Annotated in this window: 14 protein-coding genes and 1 pseudogene; 5 read left to right on the top strand and 10 right to left on the bottom strand. The window is 67.9% G+C overall.

What is annotated here, in order from left to right:
- Positions 1–8 precede the first annotated feature (8 nt).
- Positions 9–1,694: an ISAzo13 family transposase gene (locus AC07C1_RS32290; protein ID WP_478944789.1), complete on the bottom strand. Its 1,686-nt coding sequence runs from the start codon at positions 1,692–1,694 to the stop codon at positions 9–11.
- Positions 1,695–1,909: 215 nt separating this feature from the next.
- On the opposite strand from AC07C1_RS32290, the pseudogene AC07C1_RS32285 reads away from it, so the two are divergent.
- The 5 genes and pseudogenes from AC07C1_RS32285 to AC07C1_RS32265 all read left to right on the top strand — a co-directional run.
- A pseudogene (locus AC07C1_RS32285) lies at positions 1,910–2,315 on the top strand (transposase); the annotation flags it as partial.
- A 25-nt stretch (positions 2,316–2,340) separates the two neighbouring features.
- Complete coding sequence (locus tag AC07C1_RS32280) at positions 2,341–2,529, top strand: transposase (RefSeq protein WP_478944787.1); 189 nt, start codon at positions 2,341–2,343, stop codon at positions 2,527–2,529.
- A gap of 251 nt (positions 2,530–2,780) precedes the next feature.
- Positions 2,781–3,476: a pyridoxine/pyridoxamine 5'-phosphate oxidase gene (locus AC07C1_RS32275; protein ID WP_478944785.1), complete on the top strand. Its 696-nt coding sequence runs from the start codon at positions 2,781–2,783 to the stop codon at positions 3,474–3,476.
- Positions 3,473–5,005, top strand: coding sequence for a sulfatase-like hydrolase/transferase (locus AC07C1_RS32270; protein WP_478944783.1), 1,533 nt, complete (start codon positions 3,473–3,475; stop codon positions 5,003–5,005). Before AC07C1_RS32275 ends, AC07C1_RS32270 begins: the two co-directional genes overlap by 4 nt.
- Positions 5,002–5,913, top strand: coding sequence for an amino acid kinase family protein (locus AC07C1_RS32265; protein WP_478944781.1), 912 nt, complete (start codon positions 5,002–5,004; stop codon positions 5,911–5,913). The genes AC07C1_RS32270 and AC07C1_RS32265 overlap by 4 nt, the downstream gene beginning before the upstream one ends.
- A 66-nt stretch (positions 5,914–5,979) precedes the next feature.
- Here AC07C1_RS32265 and AC07C1_RS32260 read toward each other — a convergent pair whose 3' ends face one another.
- From AC07C1_RS32260 to AC07C1_RS32220, 9 genes are all read right to left on the bottom strand, one after another.
- A complete protein-coding gene (locus AC07C1_RS32260; protein WP_478944779.1) occupies positions 5,980–6,609 on the bottom strand; it encodes a nucleoside/nucleotide kinase family protein in 630 nt (209 codons plus the stop codon).
- A gap of 59 nt (positions 6,610–6,668) precedes the next feature.
- A complete protein-coding gene (locus tag AC07C1_RS32255; RefSeq protein ID WP_478944777.1) occupies positions 6,669–7,490 on the bottom strand; it encodes an Sden_1164 family protein in 822 nt (273 codons plus the stop codon).
- Entirely contained in the window at positions 7,490–9,769 is a 2,280-nt protein-coding gene (locus AC07C1_RS32250) for an FAD/NAD(P)-binding protein (RefSeq protein WP_478944775.1), read from the bottom strand. Before AC07C1_RS32250 ends, AC07C1_RS32255 begins: the two co-directional genes overlap by 1 nt.
- A 95-nt stretch (positions 9,770–9,864) precedes the next feature.
- Positions 9,865–11,544 carry an Sden_1168 family B12-binding radical SAM P-methyltransferase gene (locus tag AC07C1_RS32245; protein ID WP_478944773.1) on the bottom strand — a complete coding sequence of 560 codons (1,680 nt, stop codon included), beginning with the start codon at positions 11,542–11,544 and terminating at the stop codon, positions 9,865–9,867.
- A complete protein-coding gene (locus AC07C1_RS32240; RefSeq protein ID WP_478944771.1) occupies positions 11,541–12,704 on the bottom strand; it encodes a pyridoxal-phosphate-dependent aminotransferase family protein in 1,164 nt (387 codons plus the stop codon). The genes AC07C1_RS32245 and AC07C1_RS32240 overlap by 4 nt, the downstream gene beginning before the upstream one ends.
- Positions 12,701–13,825 carry a phosphonopyruvate decarboxylase gene (gene aepY, locus AC07C1_RS32235; protein ID WP_478944769.1) on the bottom strand — a complete coding sequence of 375 codons (1,125 nt, stop codon included), beginning with the start codon at positions 13,823–13,825 and terminating at the stop codon, positions 12,701–12,703. The genes AC07C1_RS32240 and aepY overlap by 4 nt, the downstream gene beginning before the upstream one ends.
- Positions 13,822–15,366: an isocitrate lyase/phosphoenolpyruvate mutase family protein gene (locus AC07C1_RS32230; protein WP_478944768.1), complete on the bottom strand. Its 1,545-nt coding sequence runs from the start codon at positions 15,364–15,366 to the stop codon at positions 13,822–13,824. The genes aepY and AC07C1_RS32230 overlap by 4 nt, the downstream gene beginning before the upstream one ends.
- A gap of 596 nt (positions 15,367–15,962) precedes the next feature.
- Positions 15,963–17,039: a nucleotidyltransferase family protein gene (locus tag AC07C1_RS32225; protein ID WP_478944766.1), complete on the bottom strand. Its 1,077-nt coding sequence runs from the start codon at positions 17,037–17,039 to the stop codon at positions 15,963–15,965.
- Between the two features lie 4 nt (positions 17,040–17,043).
- On the bottom strand, positions 17,044–17,325 hold the full coding sequence (locus tag AC07C1_RS32220) for a hypothetical protein (RefSeq protein ID WP_478944765.1): 282 nt from the start codon (positions 17,323–17,325) through the stop codon (positions 17,044–17,046).
- Between the last annotated feature and the right edge of the window lie 50 nt (positions 17,326–17,375).

Raw genomic sequence — 17,375 nt, 5'->3', positions numbered from 1 at the left:
GCAGAGAATCAACATGCTGATTTGATCTCGGTGGGGCTGCTGCTAGCGAGGAACGCGGCGACATCGGCGGGCGTCCGGAACCTGGCTGTGGAGGGTGGAATGGTGTAGCCACGCTCGGCCAGGAGGGGCTGGACTTGGTGAACGGCCCTGGTGAGGGTGCTGGCGTTGACTCCGAAGAGCTGGGCGAGCAGGTCTCGGGTGCCGAGTTTGCGCTGGTAGAGCACGGTGGCCAGGACTCTGTCGGCGGTGGTCAGCTTGTCCTTGGCCCCGGCGCCACGAGCACGGATGCGCTCGCCTCCTCGCTGCCGGAGCCGTCCTTGCTCGCGTAACTCGTCCAGATCCTGGGTCAGTTGGTTGATGAGTTCGTCCAGCGCCGGTTCGGGCATGCCGGTCAGCTCCGGGTTGCGCAGAGACTCGATGCAGGGCTGCGGGGACGTGCGGTCGGCCGGCCGCGGGCTCCTGGCTGAGCTGGTGGTGTCGCGAGGTTGGGGGTGAAGGGTGTAGTTCCAGTCGCCGTGGAAGCGGTGCCGGTGCATGGGCAGGGCGTCGATATCGCTGTCGGTGATCTTGATGCCGGTCTCGTAGGTGCCCGGGTCGAGTTCGGCGTGGACTTTCAGCCCGGTGAGGGTGGTGGTCGCCGCGATGCTGTTCACGATGACGTCGTGGCTGGTCAGCGGGCGGCCCCGCCAGTTCATGGAGATGTGGGAGAACAGCCGGTGCTCGATCTTGTTCCACTTCGAGGTGCCGGGCGGCATGTGGCAGACAGTGATGTCCAGGCCCGTCTCGGCGGCCAGGGCTGCGAGTTCGGTCTTCCAGGCGCGGGTGCGGTAGCCGTTGGACCCGCCTGCGTCTGCAGTGATCAGCAGGCGGGCGGCGGCCGGATAGTCGTACCGGCCTCGGGCCTGCCACCAGCGGCGGATGGAGGCGACGGCGAACGCGGCGGTGTCGTGATCGGTGCCGACGCTGACCCAGCCGGTGTCCGCGGCGATGTCATAGATCCCGTACGGGATCGCCTTGCCAGGTCCCTGCCTGTCCAGGAAATCGTGCGTCCTGACCTGTGCCGGCTCACCGGCCGGCCGCCACTGGCGGCCAGCGTTCTTGTAGTCGCCGACGAGCTCCTTCTTCTTCGTGTCCACACTGATCACCGGCTGTCCGGCATCGATGTGCTGTCTGGCCCGCTCGTTGATGTAACGGAACTGGGCATCACGGTCCGGGTGCTGCTTGCCCTCGATGCTCTTGGAGCCGGCCTGCAGGCTGAAGCCCTCCTCACGCAGCAGGTCCCCGACCGTGTCCGCGCTCACCCTGTGCCCCTGACGGGTCAGCTCGGCCGCGAGGCTCCTGGTCGACTTCACCGTCCAGCGCAGCGGTGACATCGGATCACCCCGCTCGTCAGGTTCCACGAGCGCGAGCAGCGCGGGCCCCAGATCCGGATCAAGGTCCACGGCCTTCTTGCGGCCACCACCGGCCTTGCGGACCCGGCCCAGAGGCTCCTCGCCGGCTTCCAGCTCGTCCACGCCCTTGCGGACCGTCGTCTCGCTGACCTGGGCCGCCCGTGCGACCGCCCGGATACCGCCGTGCCCCAGGATCCTGGCCTCGGCCCCCATCAGCAGCCGCCGCTGCCGCTCGTCCAGATGCGGGAACAACACCCGAAACTTCACAGCGAGTTGGCCACGGACCTCGTCGGAGACGCTCATACCACAACAACGAGCCACATCACGGGAAGCAACAGCTTGATTCTCTGCGAGCCCTTAGCCTTGGGCTTTCATGGGTGGTCCGTCCGACAGGTGATCAGATAAGCGAAAAGTGCCTCTAACCAGCGAGAATGAGGATTGTCTAGGCCCTTGTCCCCGCGCCGTCGGAGGCACTTCCCAGGTGAGTAGGCGTTATCGGGTCCTACCCGCGTGTGCGGATGTCGGGTGGCGGCAGCGGAGGGGTCTCGCAGGCCGGCGGGGTGCTGCTCGTGGAGACGGCTCGCCGGACCGTGCCGACGGACGCGCTGTCGGCGGCGCTCGCGCCGTGGCGCAAGCCCAGGGCAGCGCACGATCCGGGCAAGATCCTGCTGGACGTCGCGCTCTCCGTGGCGCTGGCGGGGACTCCCTAGCCGATGTCGCGGTGCTGCGGGCCGAGCCCGCCGTGTTCGGACCCGTGCCTCCGATCCGACCGTCTCCCGGCTGGTCGACACCCTGGCGGGCGCCGGGCCGCGCGTCCTTGCCACGCTCCGTCGTGCTCGGGCCGATGCCGGCGCTCGGGTCTGGCCCTTGGCCGGTCGGACAGCCCCGGACGCGGGCGGCGAGGTGGTCGTGGACATCGACGGCGCTCGACCTGCTTGCCTGGATGCCCATGCCCACCCTGACCGGCGACGCCCGCCGTTGGGAACCCAAACGCCTACGGCTGCGGCTGTTCTCCGCCGCAGCAGAGCTCCTGACCACCAGCCGCCGCCGCTGGCTCCGCCTGGCCCGCCACTGGCCCTGGACCGAGGTGGTCACCACCGCGTTGGAACGTCTCCAAGCCTTGCCGAACCCCGGCTGACCAACGACAGCGTCCTGTCCCGCCGAACATCACACCACCGGAGCAGTGGAACCCGGCCCCCACCCGACGCGACAGCCGAGCCACCACCATGCCCGCGACCGGCTCGAACAGCCGAAACGGCCCGCCGGATGAACCGACGGACCGTCACGAAAGATCAAGGCTAACCACCCGGCCTTGGGGAAGCCCCTTTCCGCCTCGGGATGCAGGCCGACCGCTCCGCAAGCCGCACGAGGCATCGCCGAAACGAGTGTATGAGCGTGGCCCGTTGGCAGTTGCGCGGTAACGTGACGACGGTGAGCAAGCCGACTCGAGACGTGTTCCGGGCGATTCCGGTATTCCAGAACGTGACCCACAGTGCCCTTTCGGCTGCGGATCTCCCCGACGAACCGCTGCCTGCTTTGACGGACTGGATCCTCGCGGCTCTGGCCGATGGCCAGCCGGAGCCGCACGCCATGAGCCTGTGCACCGTCGCAGCGGACGGCACCCCGTCTAGCCGTGTCCTGCTCTGCAAAGACATCGATGCTCACCAGCTCTACTTCGCGACGCACGCGGATAGCCGCAAGGGCGCCGAGATCGCTGCCAACTTCCGGGTGTCGGTGCACTTCTACTGGCCGATCAGCGGCCGCCAGGTCCGGGTCGTCGGCCGGGCGGAGTCCGCAGGGCGGGACGCCTCGAAGCGGGACTTCGCCGAGCGCGGACGGGGCTCCCAGCTCTCGGCCCACTTGCACCGGGCCACGCCGCCCACCGGGCGCGACGAGATCCTCGCTGAGTACGTCCGCCTCTCGGACACCTACCCGGACGTCGTCCCCTGCCCGGAAAGCTGGACACTGTACGGTGTCACCCCCGACGAAGCCGAGTTCTGGCAGGCCAGCCCCGACCGCATCCATCAGCGGGTCCACTACACCCGCACCAGGGGCACCTGGCAGAAGGATTACCTCTGGCCATGACGCCGCGTCATCCCGCCGCCGGCCGCCGCAACGTCCTACTCATCGTCGCCGACCAGCTCCGCGCAGACGCGCTCGCCTGCTACGGAAATCCGATCGCCCGCACACCCCACCTGGAGGCCCTCGCCGCCAGGGGCACCCGCTTCGACGAGCATTTCTCCGTCACCGCGCCATGTGGACCGGCGCGTGCCTCGCTCCTCACCGGGGTCCACCAGTCGGTGCACCGCGTCGTGGACAACTGGACGGTGGCCGATGACGTGCGGCCCACTCTCGCCACCCAACTCGCGGCCTCCGGCATCTCCTCCCACGTCGTGGGCTACACCGACACTCTGCGGAGCGGCCCGGAAGGCGGCTTCGAGACGGTTCCCCCAGGCTTCAGCTGGCATACCCACTTCAATCTCAACCGTCGCGGGCTGGCTTCCTGGATCGAGCATCTGGACCGGAACGGGTGCGCCGTGCCCGACGATCCGATGGACATCTTCCGGCCGGTCCCCGGCACCGCCAACGTGGCTCGTTACCCTGCCGAGTTGAGCGACACCACGTTCATCGCCGACCGCACCATCGACTGCATGGCGGATCTGAAGGACGAACCGTGGTTCATCCTTGCGGCGTTTTTGCGGCCCCACCCGCCCTGGGTGGCGCCCGACCCGTACCACAGGATGTACGACCCAGCGCGTAGCGCACCCCCGCTGCGGGCTCCGACCCGGGAGCTGGAAGCGGCTCGCCATCCGTTCCTGCGCAGCTGGCTCGGGCGCCGCGTGCCCGACACCGCCTCCGAAGACCTCACCCGCGAGGCCGTGGCCGCCCATCGGGCCACCTATGCCGGACTGGTCACCGAACTGGACCACCAGGTCGGTCGCGTCCTGGCTGCGCTGGATGACCTCGGGCGGGCGGAGGACACCCTGATCGTCTTCACCTCGGATCATGGGGACGCGCTCGGCGACCACTGGGGCCTGGGCACCGGAGGGTTCCGCGAGACCGCCTATCGCGTCCCGCTCATCATCGCGACGCCGGAGCGGTCGGCCCCGGTGACCAGCACCCTCCCCACCGAGTCGGTGGACATCGCACCCACCGTGCTCGACTGGGCCGGAGCACCCGAACTGCCCTGGAGCAGTGGCCACTCCCTGCTCCCTTTGATGGCCGGCGACGGCCTCCGGACCGGCTGGCTGCGAACCGAGACCGTGTGCGAGTTCGACTTGCGCCGCATCGACGACGAGGACTCCGTCCAGTCCGTCGCACCGGCGTCGGATTGCAACCTCGTCGTGCTGCGCGGCCCCCGGTTCACCTACGTGTACTTCCCGGGGCAGCGCCCGCTGCTCTTCGACCGGTTGAACGATCCTGGGGAAAGCCGGGACCTGGCTGCGAAGCCGGAATACAGTTCCGTCGTCTCCGACTGTGCCCGCCGGCTTCTCGACCACCGGATGAGGTGCGCCGAGCAGAGCCGCTCGGTCGCGACGGCCAAGCCCTGGGAGACCGTGCCGCACGTGACGTCCGGTCCACCCGGCACGACTGAACTCGGGAGCCGACCGTGAACCCTGACCTCTGCCCCGGCGAGCCCGGCCTGCTGATCCTCAAGGTCGGTGGCGGCCTGTTCTCCGACAAGCGCCGTGACCGCCACGTCGACCTCGACGCCGTGGCCGGCTTCGCCCGCCTCGTGGCGGACCTGGCGGCCAGGGCACCAGGCAGGCTGATCCTGATCTCGGGAGGAGGGTCGTACGGACACGGCGCCGTGCGCGGAGTCGATCCGGGCGCACCATGGGAGGCACTCTCGCTCACCAACGCCAACGCCGAACTTCGCTGGGTGTGGTCCACGGCCCTGCGCAACGCCGGTGCCAAGGCATTCCCCGTCCAGTTCGCCGCGGTGGTCGTCCTTCACCCGGACGGACGGCCCGTCCTCTCCGGCGAGTCCGTGCGGCGGGTCCTGGACATCGGCGCAGTCCCCGTCCTCACCGGGGACTGCCTTCCCACCGCCGAGGGTTCGCTCGCCGTCGTCGGCAGCGACCACGTCCCTGCCGCGTTGCTGCCCCTCGCCCGCGGCTCAGTGCGGATCGCCATACTCACCGACGTCGACGGTGTCCTGGACAACGGGCGCCCGGTCCCGTGGATCGACCCGGACCGCGCGGACCCGGTGCGAGAAGTGCTACAGGCAGCACCCGAGTGGGACACCACCGGCGCGATGAGCGGCAAAATCCGAGGCTTGCTTGACTGTGCGAAGCTCGGCGCGGAATGCCTTATCCTCCGCGGCGACCCCACCGCCACCCACCTGCGGCACCTGCTGCTGCCCACCAGCCGGTGGCCGGCCGACCGGCTTTACACGCGAATCGCCCGCCGCAGCAGCTTTATTGACGCCCCCTCCGGCACCGCACCCGGTGCGGGCACGCCTGCCGTGATGCCCGGCAGCACACCGAGCGGAGCCAGGAGCGCCGACGCAATTTCCTGACCTTTAGTTCTGTGGCGCTGCCCGCCGACCGGCGCCAGGGACCAGGGAATGCTCGCCGCTCCGGGATCAAGGGTTCAGGTATGCCCCGATGAGGGCGACCAAGTCGGCGACAACCTGCTCGACCGGCCGCTCGGCGTCCAGGCTCAGCCAGCCGTCGCGCTCCGCCCAGAGGTCGAGCCGATCGGCGAGGGCGTGCTGGTGGGTGAGAAAGGAGTTGCGGGAGCAGTCAGGATCCATGCCGCACTCGTAGGGGACGAGATCGCCCTGCTTCCGCTCCCACGCCAGTTCGGGGTCGAGTTCCAGCCGGATCGTGAGGTCGGCCTTCGGTAGTCCGGCGACGACGGATTCGACCCAGTTCGGGTCGAGGCCGTAGGCGATTTCGCAGGCGGCGTGCTTCATCCAGTGGCCGTCCACGATCACCAGGTCGCCGCGGGGTTCCCGGTGCGCCTCCAGTGCCATGCCCATCGACCACATCAGAAAGAAGAGACGGGGCGCGGCGGGCATCTCGGCCACGCAGCGACGGATGTCCCTGAGGTCGTGGTCGAGGAAACGGGCTGCGGGATAGTGCGGACTGCCCACGATGTCCCAGCGGTCGACGGTCCGGACCCGGTGCCCGCGCCGTTCCAGATGTGCGACCACCTCGCGGGTGAGGGTCGACTTGCCCACTCCGTCGGTCCCCGCCAGTGCCAGCAGCATGGTGTCCTTCCCTTCGACCCGGCAGGTGCCGGTGATCCAGCGACTCAGGACGTGGCGAGTTAGCTGTCTTCCGAGGCGAACGTCGCGTCACGCTTCACGATGGCCGGGTACAGGAACTCCTGGACACGCCGATAGTCGTCCGGGAAGTCGCATTCGGAGAAGAGCAGCGCGGCGGGCAGCCGGGCCACCGCAAGCCGGCCGAGCGTGAACAGGTACTGCCACACCTCCTCGTGCTCCGACAGCCGTCCACTGAAGCCGTAAGGCCGGGACGTCGGCGGGTCGCCGACGATCCACTCGGCCACCCCGGCTGCAGCCGGGACTTCGGCGGCATCCAGCAAAATCAGCCCCAGGCTCTCACCGAGCAGATCCAGCCCCTGGGTCATGGGTTGCCCCAGTCCCTTTCCGATGACCACCGGCCGCTCTGCGGAGCGTCCGTAGACCCTCACCTCCTCGCCGTCACCGCTGACCCGATCCACCGTCAGCAACCGCGATCCCGCCAGCACTGCGGGAGAGTGCAGCAGGGACCTCTCGTAGACCACGTCCGCATCGGTGACAAGGGTCCGCCTGCCCTCCGGCCGCCACTGCAGAAGGGCCCGCAGCCCGGCCAGCAGGCTGACGGTCGACCCGGTGGGTCGGCCGTTGGAGTCCACGGGGACGATATGGACCAGCTCGTCCGCATGCGGTTCGAACGTTGCCCGGTGGGCCTGACTGACCACCAGGAACACCCGTAGGACGCCGCGGGCGCGGAAGAGCTCCAGATTTCGGCTGAGAAAGGAGGGGCTAGACGGTACACCAGGCACGAGCGGAAGCAACGCCTTGGGACCACCTCCCAGGGCCATCCGCCGACTGTCCCCTGCAGCAAGGACGATGACGCTCTCCATCAGGACAGCACTCCTTCCGATTCGGCGAGAGCGGTCCTGGCCCCAAGACGCTGCCGGAACCCGCGCAGCCACGTCAGGACGTCCCGCATCACGTGATGGTTCTGGCCCGGCCTCAGCGCACCGAGCTGGAAGAACATGACTCCCTCGGAGGGCGGCCCGAGGACTGTGATCCGCTCTTCGGCCACCCCGTCCGCCCGTACGGGATGGAACGCGCGGGTCAGGTCCAGGCCGCCCGGCTCGAAGCTGCTCCCGTCTGCCGAGGTGTTCCGCCAGATCCGCACCAGGCCGCGGTCGATCAGGTTGCGATACAAGGGGCGGACGTCGGTGCGGGGGTCGAATGCGTGGACCCGGGCGTCGACCAAGGTGTCGACCTGGCGGCGGAAGCCGGTCGACGGTCCCGTGACCACGAACCGGTCGGTACCTGAATCAACGTCAACCCGCGCTTTCGGGCCCGCGCCCACCTCCAGCAGGCCGTGTCGGACGAGTGCGAGGACCTTCTCCATCACCTCAAGCGCCGCCCCGTTGGCCAGCTTGTTGTGGTGACGCATGTAGCGGTGCAGGAACAGTCGGTGGGAGCCCGCGGTCAGTCCGGCATCGTCCACAGCATGGGCGAGCACTGGCCGTAGATCCCGCCAGACGCCGTCGGCCGCCGCCTTCGCCGGATTGTCGAGGTTCCCCTGCGCGGCCCAGAGGTGGTCCCGCTCCATGAACTCCGTGAATCGCTCCCGGAACTCCTGCACCGTGGCAAAGGAGCCCGGGGGAATCGGCTCCGTCAGCCGTCCCCAGTCGAAGCGGTTACCGAAGACCGACTCGTCCAACTGCCAGGGCGAGCGCAGCGAGGCTACCAGCTCGGGAAGCCGCTGCGGTGTTTTCTCGGCATCGCGCACCTGGTGGGCGTACTGCGGCCCGAAGACTACCTCGATCCAGCGGGCCAGTGCCGCCTCGATGGGCCACCCGGGTGCCGCCTCGGCTGCCTGGGCGAGTGTCGTCGACTCCCGCAGAACGGTGTCGAGGACACCGGCGACCTCGTCCACCGCCTCCTCCAGCGGGATGAGCAGGCCCTCGGCGCCGATGTGCGACCCGCCCTGGAGGAAGGCGCGGTAGGAGGGTTCCGCACGCTGCGCCAAGAAGTCCCCGGTGGCGGGCCCGAACATAGTCGTGTAGTGGACGTGCGCCATCTCCAGCAGGACGACGGGCAGCACGTGGCGCTCGAAATCGAGCTGCGCGCAGGTCCTTACCCTCTGGGTGACGTGCTCGCCCACAGCGGCTCTGAGCCGGTCCACGGCCTGTTCGGTGAGAAAGCGGCCGCGGTGCTCGAGCCGAGCCGGGTCGCGTTCCTTGCCGTTGTACGGGCGGGCGTAGGTGAAGACTCCGGTGGGACTGAACGCGATGATCGAGGCCGGCTCGACGCCGCTGGGGCGGTAGACGAGTCCGCCCTCGGGACCGGTCTCGAACCGGCCGCCGCGGCCTTCCGTCAAGTACAGGATTTCATCGATCGCGGTCAGGCCCATGCCCGCACAAGCCACCACGGTTCCCGGTCCTGAGATCTCCTCGGGAAGGGCTGTGTCCAGTGGGTACGCGTAAGGGACGTAATGGGCGCCCGAAGTGCGGGCGAAGTTGGCCATGACCGTCGAGCGTTCGCACCGGGCAGGATCGCTCCGCGAGTGGCCGGTGAGCAACAGCACCTCGTCGCAGGGATACTCCTCACCGTCCGAGGTGCGCACGTACAGCCGCGAGGCGTCCTCCCGGACGTCCACCACCTCGGCCCGGTGCAGGTGAACCTGCGTGTGCTGACGTCCGCGCAGGTCCGCAACATAGCCGGAGAACACGTCCTGCAGTGCCCGGCCGTGCACATAGCGTTTGGGCCAGTCCGTCGGGCCGAGGTCGAGATCCGGGTCACCGGTTTCTGCGAAGAGCGCCCGGCACCAGTCGTAGAGCGTGGGACGCAGCCGGGCCGGCCGTAGCGGCCCGGCGTCCGTGACGCTCTCGTCGGCGGCGAAGCCGATCTGCGCCGTGATCCGGTTGAGGTAGCTGGTGGTCGGCTGAGACCAGCTGTGCACCACACCGGCGCCGAACTCGCCGGAGCACTCGAAGACGCGGACTTCCAGCGGAGCGCCGTCGATGTGCGAGGCCTCGGCGGACAGCCGCTCCATCACGTAGGTCGCGCTGGGTCCTCCGCCGACCAGTACCAACCGGTAGGGGAGGGCCTCCGGTGCGATCGGCTCCTGACCGTGGGCCGGTCCGCTCCGCCCCTTGTCCGCATGCTCTGGTGAGGGCATGTCCAATGTCCACCTCTTTGTCGCCTGCCCGACCACCGTCTCCGATGCTCGGGCCGATGGAACCGAGCCGCCCCCGACCGGCCCGGTGAAGCGCCTCAGCTCGGCACACCCTTGCCGGCGTCGATGATCGTGGCGGTGATCGCGGAGGCGGCGCCGACGCAGATGCGGGACATCCGCTCCTTGTGGTCGCGGTACTTGCGCTCCCAGGCTTCCGGATCGCGCTGGTAGATGCTGTTGTTGTAGCGCCTGAGGAAGTCCTCGACGAGGTTTTCCAGCCGCTTCGGGTCGAGGTCGGCGAGCCGCAGTGTCGAGCGCGCGGTGTCGATGTGCAGAGCGCCCTCGTAGGTGATCGTGCCATTGCTGACGGACCGTTCGAAAAGCTCGGAGCCTGGAATGGCCTGAGCGAGGAAGACATTGATGGAGTGGAACGGCAACCGCTCGACGTAGGCGAAGCCGTCCTTGATTTGCTCCTCGGTCTCACCGGGCATTCCGACGACGAGCGTGCCGTGCATCAGCACGCCCAGACCATCGAGATAGGTCATCAGGTCCGGGACTCGGGTCAGGTCGACGGGCTTGCGGTGATGTTCCTTCAGCGTTTCCGCGCTCCCGCTGTCCAGCGACAGGGTGATCTGGTAGAGCCCGGACTCCACCATCCGGTCGACCATCGGCGGGCTGAGCGTGTTGACCATGATCCCGTTGGGTGTGCACCAGGGGAGTCCGAGCGGCGTCATGCGCTCGAACAGGTCTATGGCCCGTCTACGGTCGAAGGTCAGATTGTCGTCCGCGAACTGGACCTCGTCCGCGCCGTAGGCGTCCTTGTAGTACTCGATCTCGGCGACGACGTTGTCGACCGAGCGTGCGACGTACTGCTTCGAGAAGTTGGTGCTCGCGCAGAACGTGCAGCCCACTGGGCAGCCGCGGGAGGTGTACACCTGCATGACCCGCTTGCCACGGGGGTATGGCGAGAACGGGACGTTGTGCTCGAAGTACCGTTCCATCGGGACCTTGTGGTAGGCCGGGAACGGCAGCGCATCCAGGTCGGTGACGCGGGCCAGCTGGGCGTTGGCGAACAACCGGCCGTCGTACCAGCCGGCCAGGCCGTCCGCGTGGATGTCCAGCTTGCCTTCGCCGAGGTTTCTGAGGAACGCCCCGAGCCGGATCTCGCCCTCTCCCCGGAGCACGAAGTCGATGAAGGGCACCCCGTCGACCACCGCGTCCTGAAGGAAGCGCCTCGCGTAGATGCTGGCATGCAGGCCCCCGGCGATGACGGTGGTCTCCGGCCTGACCTCCTTGACGATCTGCGCGTACCGGTAGAGGTTCCACAGGTCGGAGGAGTAGATCATGGTGAAGCCGACCACATCGAAGTCGTTGTCGGCGAGGTACGCCCGGAAACGGTCCTCGGACATTCCGAGGTTGCAGACGCCATCGGAGACCGGGACCTCCTCGTCGATCCCCTCGACGATGCAGTCGAGGATGGCGACGTCGATCCCCTCCTGCTCAAGCGCGCTGGCGATGTAGCAGAGCCCCAGGGGAGGGACGACCCGCTTGACCGCCCCCTCGTAGACGCACATCGGCGGCATCACCAGCAGCGTGCGCGGAATGCGTCCCAGCGGCGTGCCGAAGTCCATCAGTTCGGACTTCGGGCGCGGCCTGCGCGTCCGGGCGGTCTCATCCTTCTCGGCCAGGTACAGCCGCAGTGCGCTGTCCTGCGGCAGATTGTCGTTCAGCTTGTTCTGCCGCACCCGTAGGTCCTGGGGCCCCGTCGATTCGCTCATGTGCCGCACCCTTGCTCTGCTGTGCCGGATCTCCTGGCTCGGTGGGACGTCAAGAAGCAGTCCAGTGTCGTGAGAAAGGCGTCGATGTCCCGGTCATCCATCTGACCCATCGTGGAGACCCGGAAATAGCCCTGGGCGAGTTCCTCCTGGCCCGCGTAGACGACGAACCCTTCCTCCTTGAACGCGTCGTGCAACTGCCGGTACGACGCCCCTTCGGGCAGCCGTACCGCGGTCAGGCTCACTGCCCGCTCCTCGGCGGGCAGCAGAAGTTGCAGCCCCGCGGCCTCCATCCCCCGGCGGAGCCGCTCGGCAAGCGCGAGGTAGCGCTTGCTCCGTGCGGCCACGCCTTCCTCGAGGGCGAGCGCGAGCGCGGCGTCGAACGCGTAGAAGGCCGGGACACCAGGTGTGAAGGCCGGCGCTCCGGCCTGGTCCTGGGCCCGGAAGTGGCGGCCGAGGTCCAACGAGTAGGACCGGCGGAGGCCGCCCTCCAGGGCGGCGAAGGCTTCTCTCCGGGCGCAGACGAATGCGAGTCCGGGCATTCCCTCCAGGCTCTTGTTCGCCGATCCGGCGACCCAGTCGAGGCCGTCCGCGGCGATGTCGAGCCTCTCAGACCCGACACTGCTGACGGCGTCGACGATCACCTGTCGCCGGTGGCGGTGGGCCACGCGGGTCACAGCCGCCACGTCGTTGAGCATCCCCGTGCTGGTCTCGTGGTGGACGACGGTCACATGGCTGACGGACCGATCCGCCGCGAGCGCACGCTCGAGGTGGTCCAGGTCCACCCGCTTGCCCCATCCGAAATCGAGCGGCGTGACACGGATACCGTGCACCTCGGCGATGTCGCGCATGCGGCGGCCGTAATGCCCGTTGTCGATGGCAAGCACGGCCGCGTCGGCGGGCGGTGCGGACCCGATGACGGCCTCGACGGCCGAGGTGCCGGACCCGGTCAGCACGACGGACGTGAAGTCGTCGGTTCCGCCACAGACGCGCGTGACCCTGGACCGGACCCGGTTCATCAGCGTGGCGAACTCCGGTTCCCGGTGGCACAGGTCCGGGCCGGTCAGCGCGGAGCGTACCCGCTCGTCGATGAGCACCGGACCGGGGTTCATCAGGACGACGCGCCGCGCCGCCGAGCGGTCGGGCGGCGGCGTCGGCGTCATGAGGACACCGCCGCACGGAATCGGGCGGCTGCTTCGGGCGGGGCCAGAGCGGGCCGGCCGAGCGCGGGTTCCGACCCTGGCCGGATGCGGACGCGGATGAGGTGGGGCCCGTCCACCGACAGGGCGCGGGCCACGGCGGCGCGCAGGAACGCTCCGGAGGCCACGTCCGCAGTCGTGCGGTACCCGCACGCCGCCGCCACGGCACAGAAGTTCACCCCGGTGGAGATGGTGGGCTGGACACCAGTCGACTCATACGCCTCGTTGTCCAGGATCACGTGCAGCAGGTTCGCGGGGGCCCGGCTGCCGATGGTGGCCATGGCCTCCAGGCGCATCAGGGCCGCTCCATCGCCGTCCAGGACCACGACCGGGCGGTCGGGGACGTTGATGGCGACGCCGAGGCCGATGCTGGAGGCGCAGCCCATCGAGCCGACCACGTAAAGGTTGCCGGGCCGGTCCCAGTCGCGTTCCAGCTCGCGGGCCGTCTTTCCGGTCGTCGCGACGAGGAGGGCGCCGCTGCCGGCTGCCCGCACACCCTCGGCGATGGCCTCTTCTCGGAGCATCCGGGCGGAGTGGGCGAGCGGAGGTTCCGGCCGGTCGTACGGCGCGAGCGCGCCCTTGGGGAGGACCAGGGCGTAGGGCAGGCCGGTCGTGTCCATGTGTGCGGTGGCCTGTGCCAGGGCGGGGCCGAGGTCGGAGAGGTGCCGCGGGAACCTCTCATGGTGGATCTCCATGGCGGTGAGCAAATCGGGGGTGATGCGTCCCATGAGGTGGTGCTGGGGTTCGTCCTGCCGGCCCGGCTCCCCGCGCCAGGTCACCAGGAGCAGCACCGGCAGCCGCAGGGTGTGGCACAGCGAGGTCAGCGGATTGACGGCGTTGCCCAGTCCGGAGTTCTGCAGGATGACGACCGGTCGGCGGCCGGCGAGCTGTGCTCCGGCGGAGACAGCCACGGCCTCGCCCTCGTTGGCCGCCGCCAGGTAGGACCTGGGGTACTTGTCCTGCAGGACGCTGATCAGCGGACCGAGATAGGAACAGGGCACCCCTGCAAAGGGGCCGAAGCCAGCCGCGATGAGCGTGTCGGTGACGGCGACTGCATCCAGCGCGCCACCGGGAGCGGTGGTCACCGCTCCTGGCCGGCGAGGAGTAGGTCTGTCCTCCGGGCGTCGGCCTCGGTACGGAACTCCGCCCATCCGGAGGCGGTCTCCACCGCATGGACGGCCCAGCCTTCCGCGATCAGGTCGTTGAGGAGGTGTTCTAGCCCGATGGGCTCTCCGCCGGACCTGCGTCGCGCCACGGCCTTGTTGTGCAGCGCCGCGAAGGCCGCAGGGGAGAGGAGGGCGAGGCCTGCGAACACCCCGTCCACCCGGTCGGAGCCGAATGCGGTGACCAGATTGCGGCGCGTGCCGCGCAGCCTCCGCCCTCGGACGGCTGTTTCGGAGAGCGTCACGGTACGGAGCGGACCCAGGACCCGGGCGTCCACGTCGGAGACGTCGACCAGCACGGTGATGTCATGCTCGTCGGCCATCAGGCGTGAGACCGGCTCGGCGTCGAAGAGCACATCGGGGCGGGCCAGCAGGGTGTAGCCGTCGAAGTCGATCGACGCGCGCGTCACGACGTCTCCGAAGTCCGGCTGCGGGCCCTCGGGATCCTGCATGGCGGTGACACCGGCTAGGCGCACGTCAACGGTCCGCTGGCCGACCACCGCAGTGATGTCGTCGATTCCAGCTCGCCGCAGCGCGCCGACTTGGTGTTCCACGGCCCCGCCGGCAGCCCTGAGCGGCAGGTCTCGGTCGGCTTGCAGCACGGCCCTTAGGCGCTTTCCGGCGCGGGTGAGGAAACGCTGCTCCGCCTGCTCCAGGGCTGCCATGCCCTGCAGGTCGAAGACAGTTGCCAGCGGTGCGATCCGCTCCTCCACGGCGGTGGTCCGGCCGTCGCGGAGGATGGTGGCAAAGGTTTCAGTTACCGCGGAGATCATGGCGCGCAGACCGTGGTTGGCGTAGATCACCATCTTGGCTCCCGCAGCGGCCAACTCCTGCGCGGTCACTGTGTGATAGGTCGTGGGTACCACGACGACGGGGTGCGGGAGGCGCCAGTTGCGGAGGAAGTCCAGCACCGGATCGGGTGAGTCGCCCTTCGCATGGATGAGGACGGCGTCCGCGCCGGCTTCCGCGTACGCCTCGGCCCGGCGCATGGCCTCGTCGAGTCCCCATCCGGCGATCAGGGCTTCGACTCTGGCGATCACCACGAGGTCGGAGCCGCGCTGGGCGCTCTTCGCCGCGGCGATCTTGCCCACGAACTCGCCGAGCGTAGCCAGGTCCTGACGGCCCGGGATGAAGCTGTTCATCTTCGGGAACCGTTTGTCCTCGATGGCGACCGCTGCGACGCCGGCAGCCTCGTAGCGACGGGTCATGTGCATCACGTTGCTGGCGTTGCCGTAGCCGGCATCGCAGTCGGCGATCACCGGTATGGCCACGGCCTCGACCATCGAGCGTGCGACATCAAGGAACTCGCTCATCGTCAGGAGGTCCGCGTCGGGGAGGCCGCGCGAGGCGGAAACCTCGAGGCCGCTCGACCAGACACCGTCGAAGCCCGCCCGTTCGGCGAGGCGGGCTCCGAGGGGGTTGTGGGCGCCGACGATCCGGACAGGTCCGGGTCGTTCGAACAACTCCCTCAGTCGTGCTGCTCCCTGAGATCCATGCAGTTGGCCTCTGGCCCCGGAAAGAGCGGTCTGAGAAGGGGAAGCGACGACGGGAACATCGGTGGATCGAACGAAGATGTTGTTGGCAGGCATCGCTAAGAGAACCCCCGCGATCTCAAACGTTCAGCAATTTATCCGTGCTCCCGGGACGGACACTTCGCCCGGGTCTGCTCCTACATCTCCACCGTGTCCGATCTCAGAAGCCAGTGGATGATTCCCGGTCTTCTGAAGAGTAGGCATCTGTCATATCCACCGGTAGGGCACCGCCTGGCTGATCGAATATATTGAGACGTCTCTTGGGTCGCAGTCAGAGTTCGATCGCCCGTGGATGGATGTCAAACTCTGACCAAATCTAAAACGATGTGGCCGAGGAGCGACCAGGTGACATCCTTCTGTGATCTTTGATTGCTGATGATGCGTGTGTGGGTCGGTCTCGCTTTGGCTGGAAATGGCACGCCGGTGCCGGCAAAGCGCGCCCGTCGTCGAGCACACCATCGCACGGCTGTACGGCCGTCGCCGCCTGCGTATCCGGTGGGAACGAGGCGACGACAGCCGCGAGCTTGTCAGGACGTCTGAAGTGCTGGAATTTCAGATGCCGTCCGGGCGCCGGAGGGTTCGAACGCGTAGGAAGGGAACCGCTCTTGGAAGTCTAACAATTTGGCGAGTTGCCAACCCCAATCGCGCACACGGCTGCTAGTCGAGTCATGGACGGATCGGAGTGTGGCAGCAGGAATCCGGCCCGGAGTGAGCTGATCGCAGAACCGCAGGAAGTACGACAACGTCGGGCCCAGTGAGAGATCGAGGGCCACCTGCTCAACGACGCCCCAATCCACGTTGCCGGCAGCCACCTCTGGGATCGTATAGGCGAATGGCCGCAACGAGCACCCGTCGTGAAGCGCCACTTCGTTGTAGTATCTGCTGAGATTCAGCCAGACGTGATCGGCCGGTGAGAGCGTCTCGCCGACCCCGAGCGAGCTCGGTACTGCGCGGTCGAAGAGCATCGACGGATCGGCATCCGACGCGACGTTGTGGTGAACGTCAATCGCGATGACAGCGACGGCCCGACCCGAGATGAATCGGAGGGGGTGAGCGTTGTAGGTCTTTGCCACCTGCGCGACGACGGGGTCCGTCAGCTCGACAGTCCTCACAAAGGGGGCAAGTTCGTAATGACGTAGCTCGATGTCCGCCACATCTCGCAGGTCACGGTCTCTCATAACGCCATGAGCCGTATCGAAGAAGGCGTGGCGAAACCCGAGGGCGTACATGATCGACTTGACGGTTTCGATCTGGTCACGTCGCACGAGCACGTCGGTGTCACCGACAAATCCGAGCGAGTGACCGGGGAAATGCCGTGGGATCAGCTCGCCTCCCTTGAAGGTGAGCGTCCGCACTTGGGCGGCCACCAAGGCTTCGAGTACCTGGAGCAGAGCCGTGAGCTGGCAATGCCACACGGCGTCATAGGCCGTCTGCCGAGCATCGATGCTCCCCGACTCCAGCGCGAGAATGGAGTCGATGTTCCTCGACCTCAGATACGACCGAACTTGGTCACTGGCCGGGGCGTCGGCCAGATCGAGCCCCGGCGCCTTTGAGCGATCGGCGCACCACCGCAGCAGGCGGATCGCTGCCTCAGCGTTCGACATTCGCCTATCGCTTGGCAGATCCGTTCCCCCTCAGTGAAATTTGAGCGGAGACGTCCCCGGCCCGGTCACCGAGCTCTGACAGGAAATCGGTGACCATCGACTTGGAGCCCCTGACCGAAACGACGACCGAAGCCGCCGACTCGACGATGGTGCCCTCTGTGTTCGACACAAATTCGGAGGCTGTGGCAGGGTCTCTGAGTGCCAGGACGACGGAGACCGGTGCATCAGATCGAATTTCCGCTTTATTGTTCACTGCAGACCTCTCCTCGTACTCAAGCTGTACCATGGGAAACCCTTGACACAGACAAAAGCTAGCGCGCGCGATGCGCCACGCTT

This window comes from Streptomyces sp. NPDC045022, from assembly GCF_056432605.1.
Note: the sequence above shows the minus strand (reverse complement) of the source record. Positions and strands in the feature narration are given on the sequence as shown.

What these genes read in the sequence shown, in the direction of transcription:
- AC07C1_RS32290 (WP_478944789.1), bottom strand. Translation starts at nt 1,694, where the DNA reads ATGAGCGTCTCCGACGAGGTCCGTGGCCAACTCGCTGTGAAGTTTCGG.
- AC07C1_RS32280 (WP_478944787.1), top strand. Translation starts at nt 2,341, where the DNA reads ATGCCCACCCTGACCGGCGACGCCCGCCGTTGGGAACCCAAACGCCTA.
- AC07C1_RS32275 (WP_478944785.1), top strand. Translation starts at nt 2,781, where the DNA reads ATGAGCGTGGCCCGTTGGCAGTTGCGCGGTAACGTGACGACGGTGAGC.
- AC07C1_RS32270 (WP_478944783.1), top strand. Translation starts at nt 3,473, where the DNA reads ATGACGCCGCGTCATCCCGCCGCCGGCCGCCGCAACGTCCTACTCATC.
- AC07C1_RS32260 (WP_478944779.1), bottom strand. Translation starts at nt 6,609, where the DNA reads ATGCTGCTGGCACTGGCGGGGACCGACGGAGTGGGCAAGTCGACCCTC.
- AC07C1_RS32255 (WP_478944777.1), bottom strand. Translation starts at nt 7,490, where the DNA reads ATGGAGAGCGTCATCGTCCTTGCTGCAGGGGACAGTCGGCGGATGGCC.
- AC07C1_RS32250 (WP_478944775.1), bottom strand. Translation starts at nt 9,769, where the DNA reads ATGCCCTCACCAGAGCATGCGGACAAGGGGCGGAGCGGACCGGCCCAC.
- AC07C1_RS32245 (WP_478944773.1), bottom strand. Translation starts at nt 11,544, where the DNA reads ATGAGCGAATCGACGGGGCCCCAGGACCTACGGGTGCGGCAGAACAAG.
- AC07C1_RS32240 (WP_478944771.1), bottom strand. Translation starts at nt 12,704, where the DNA reads ATGACGCCGACGCCGCCGCCCGACCGCTCGGCGGCGCGGCGCGTCGTC.
- AC07C1_RS32225 (WP_478944766.1), bottom strand. Translation starts at nt 17,039, where the DNA reads ATGTCGAACGCTGAGGCAGCGATCCGCCTGCTGCGGTGGTGCGCCGAT.
- AC07C1_RS32220 (WP_478944765.1), bottom strand. Translation starts at nt 17,325, where the DNA reads ATGGTACAGCTTGAGTACGAGGAGAGGTCTGCAGTGAACAATAAAGCG.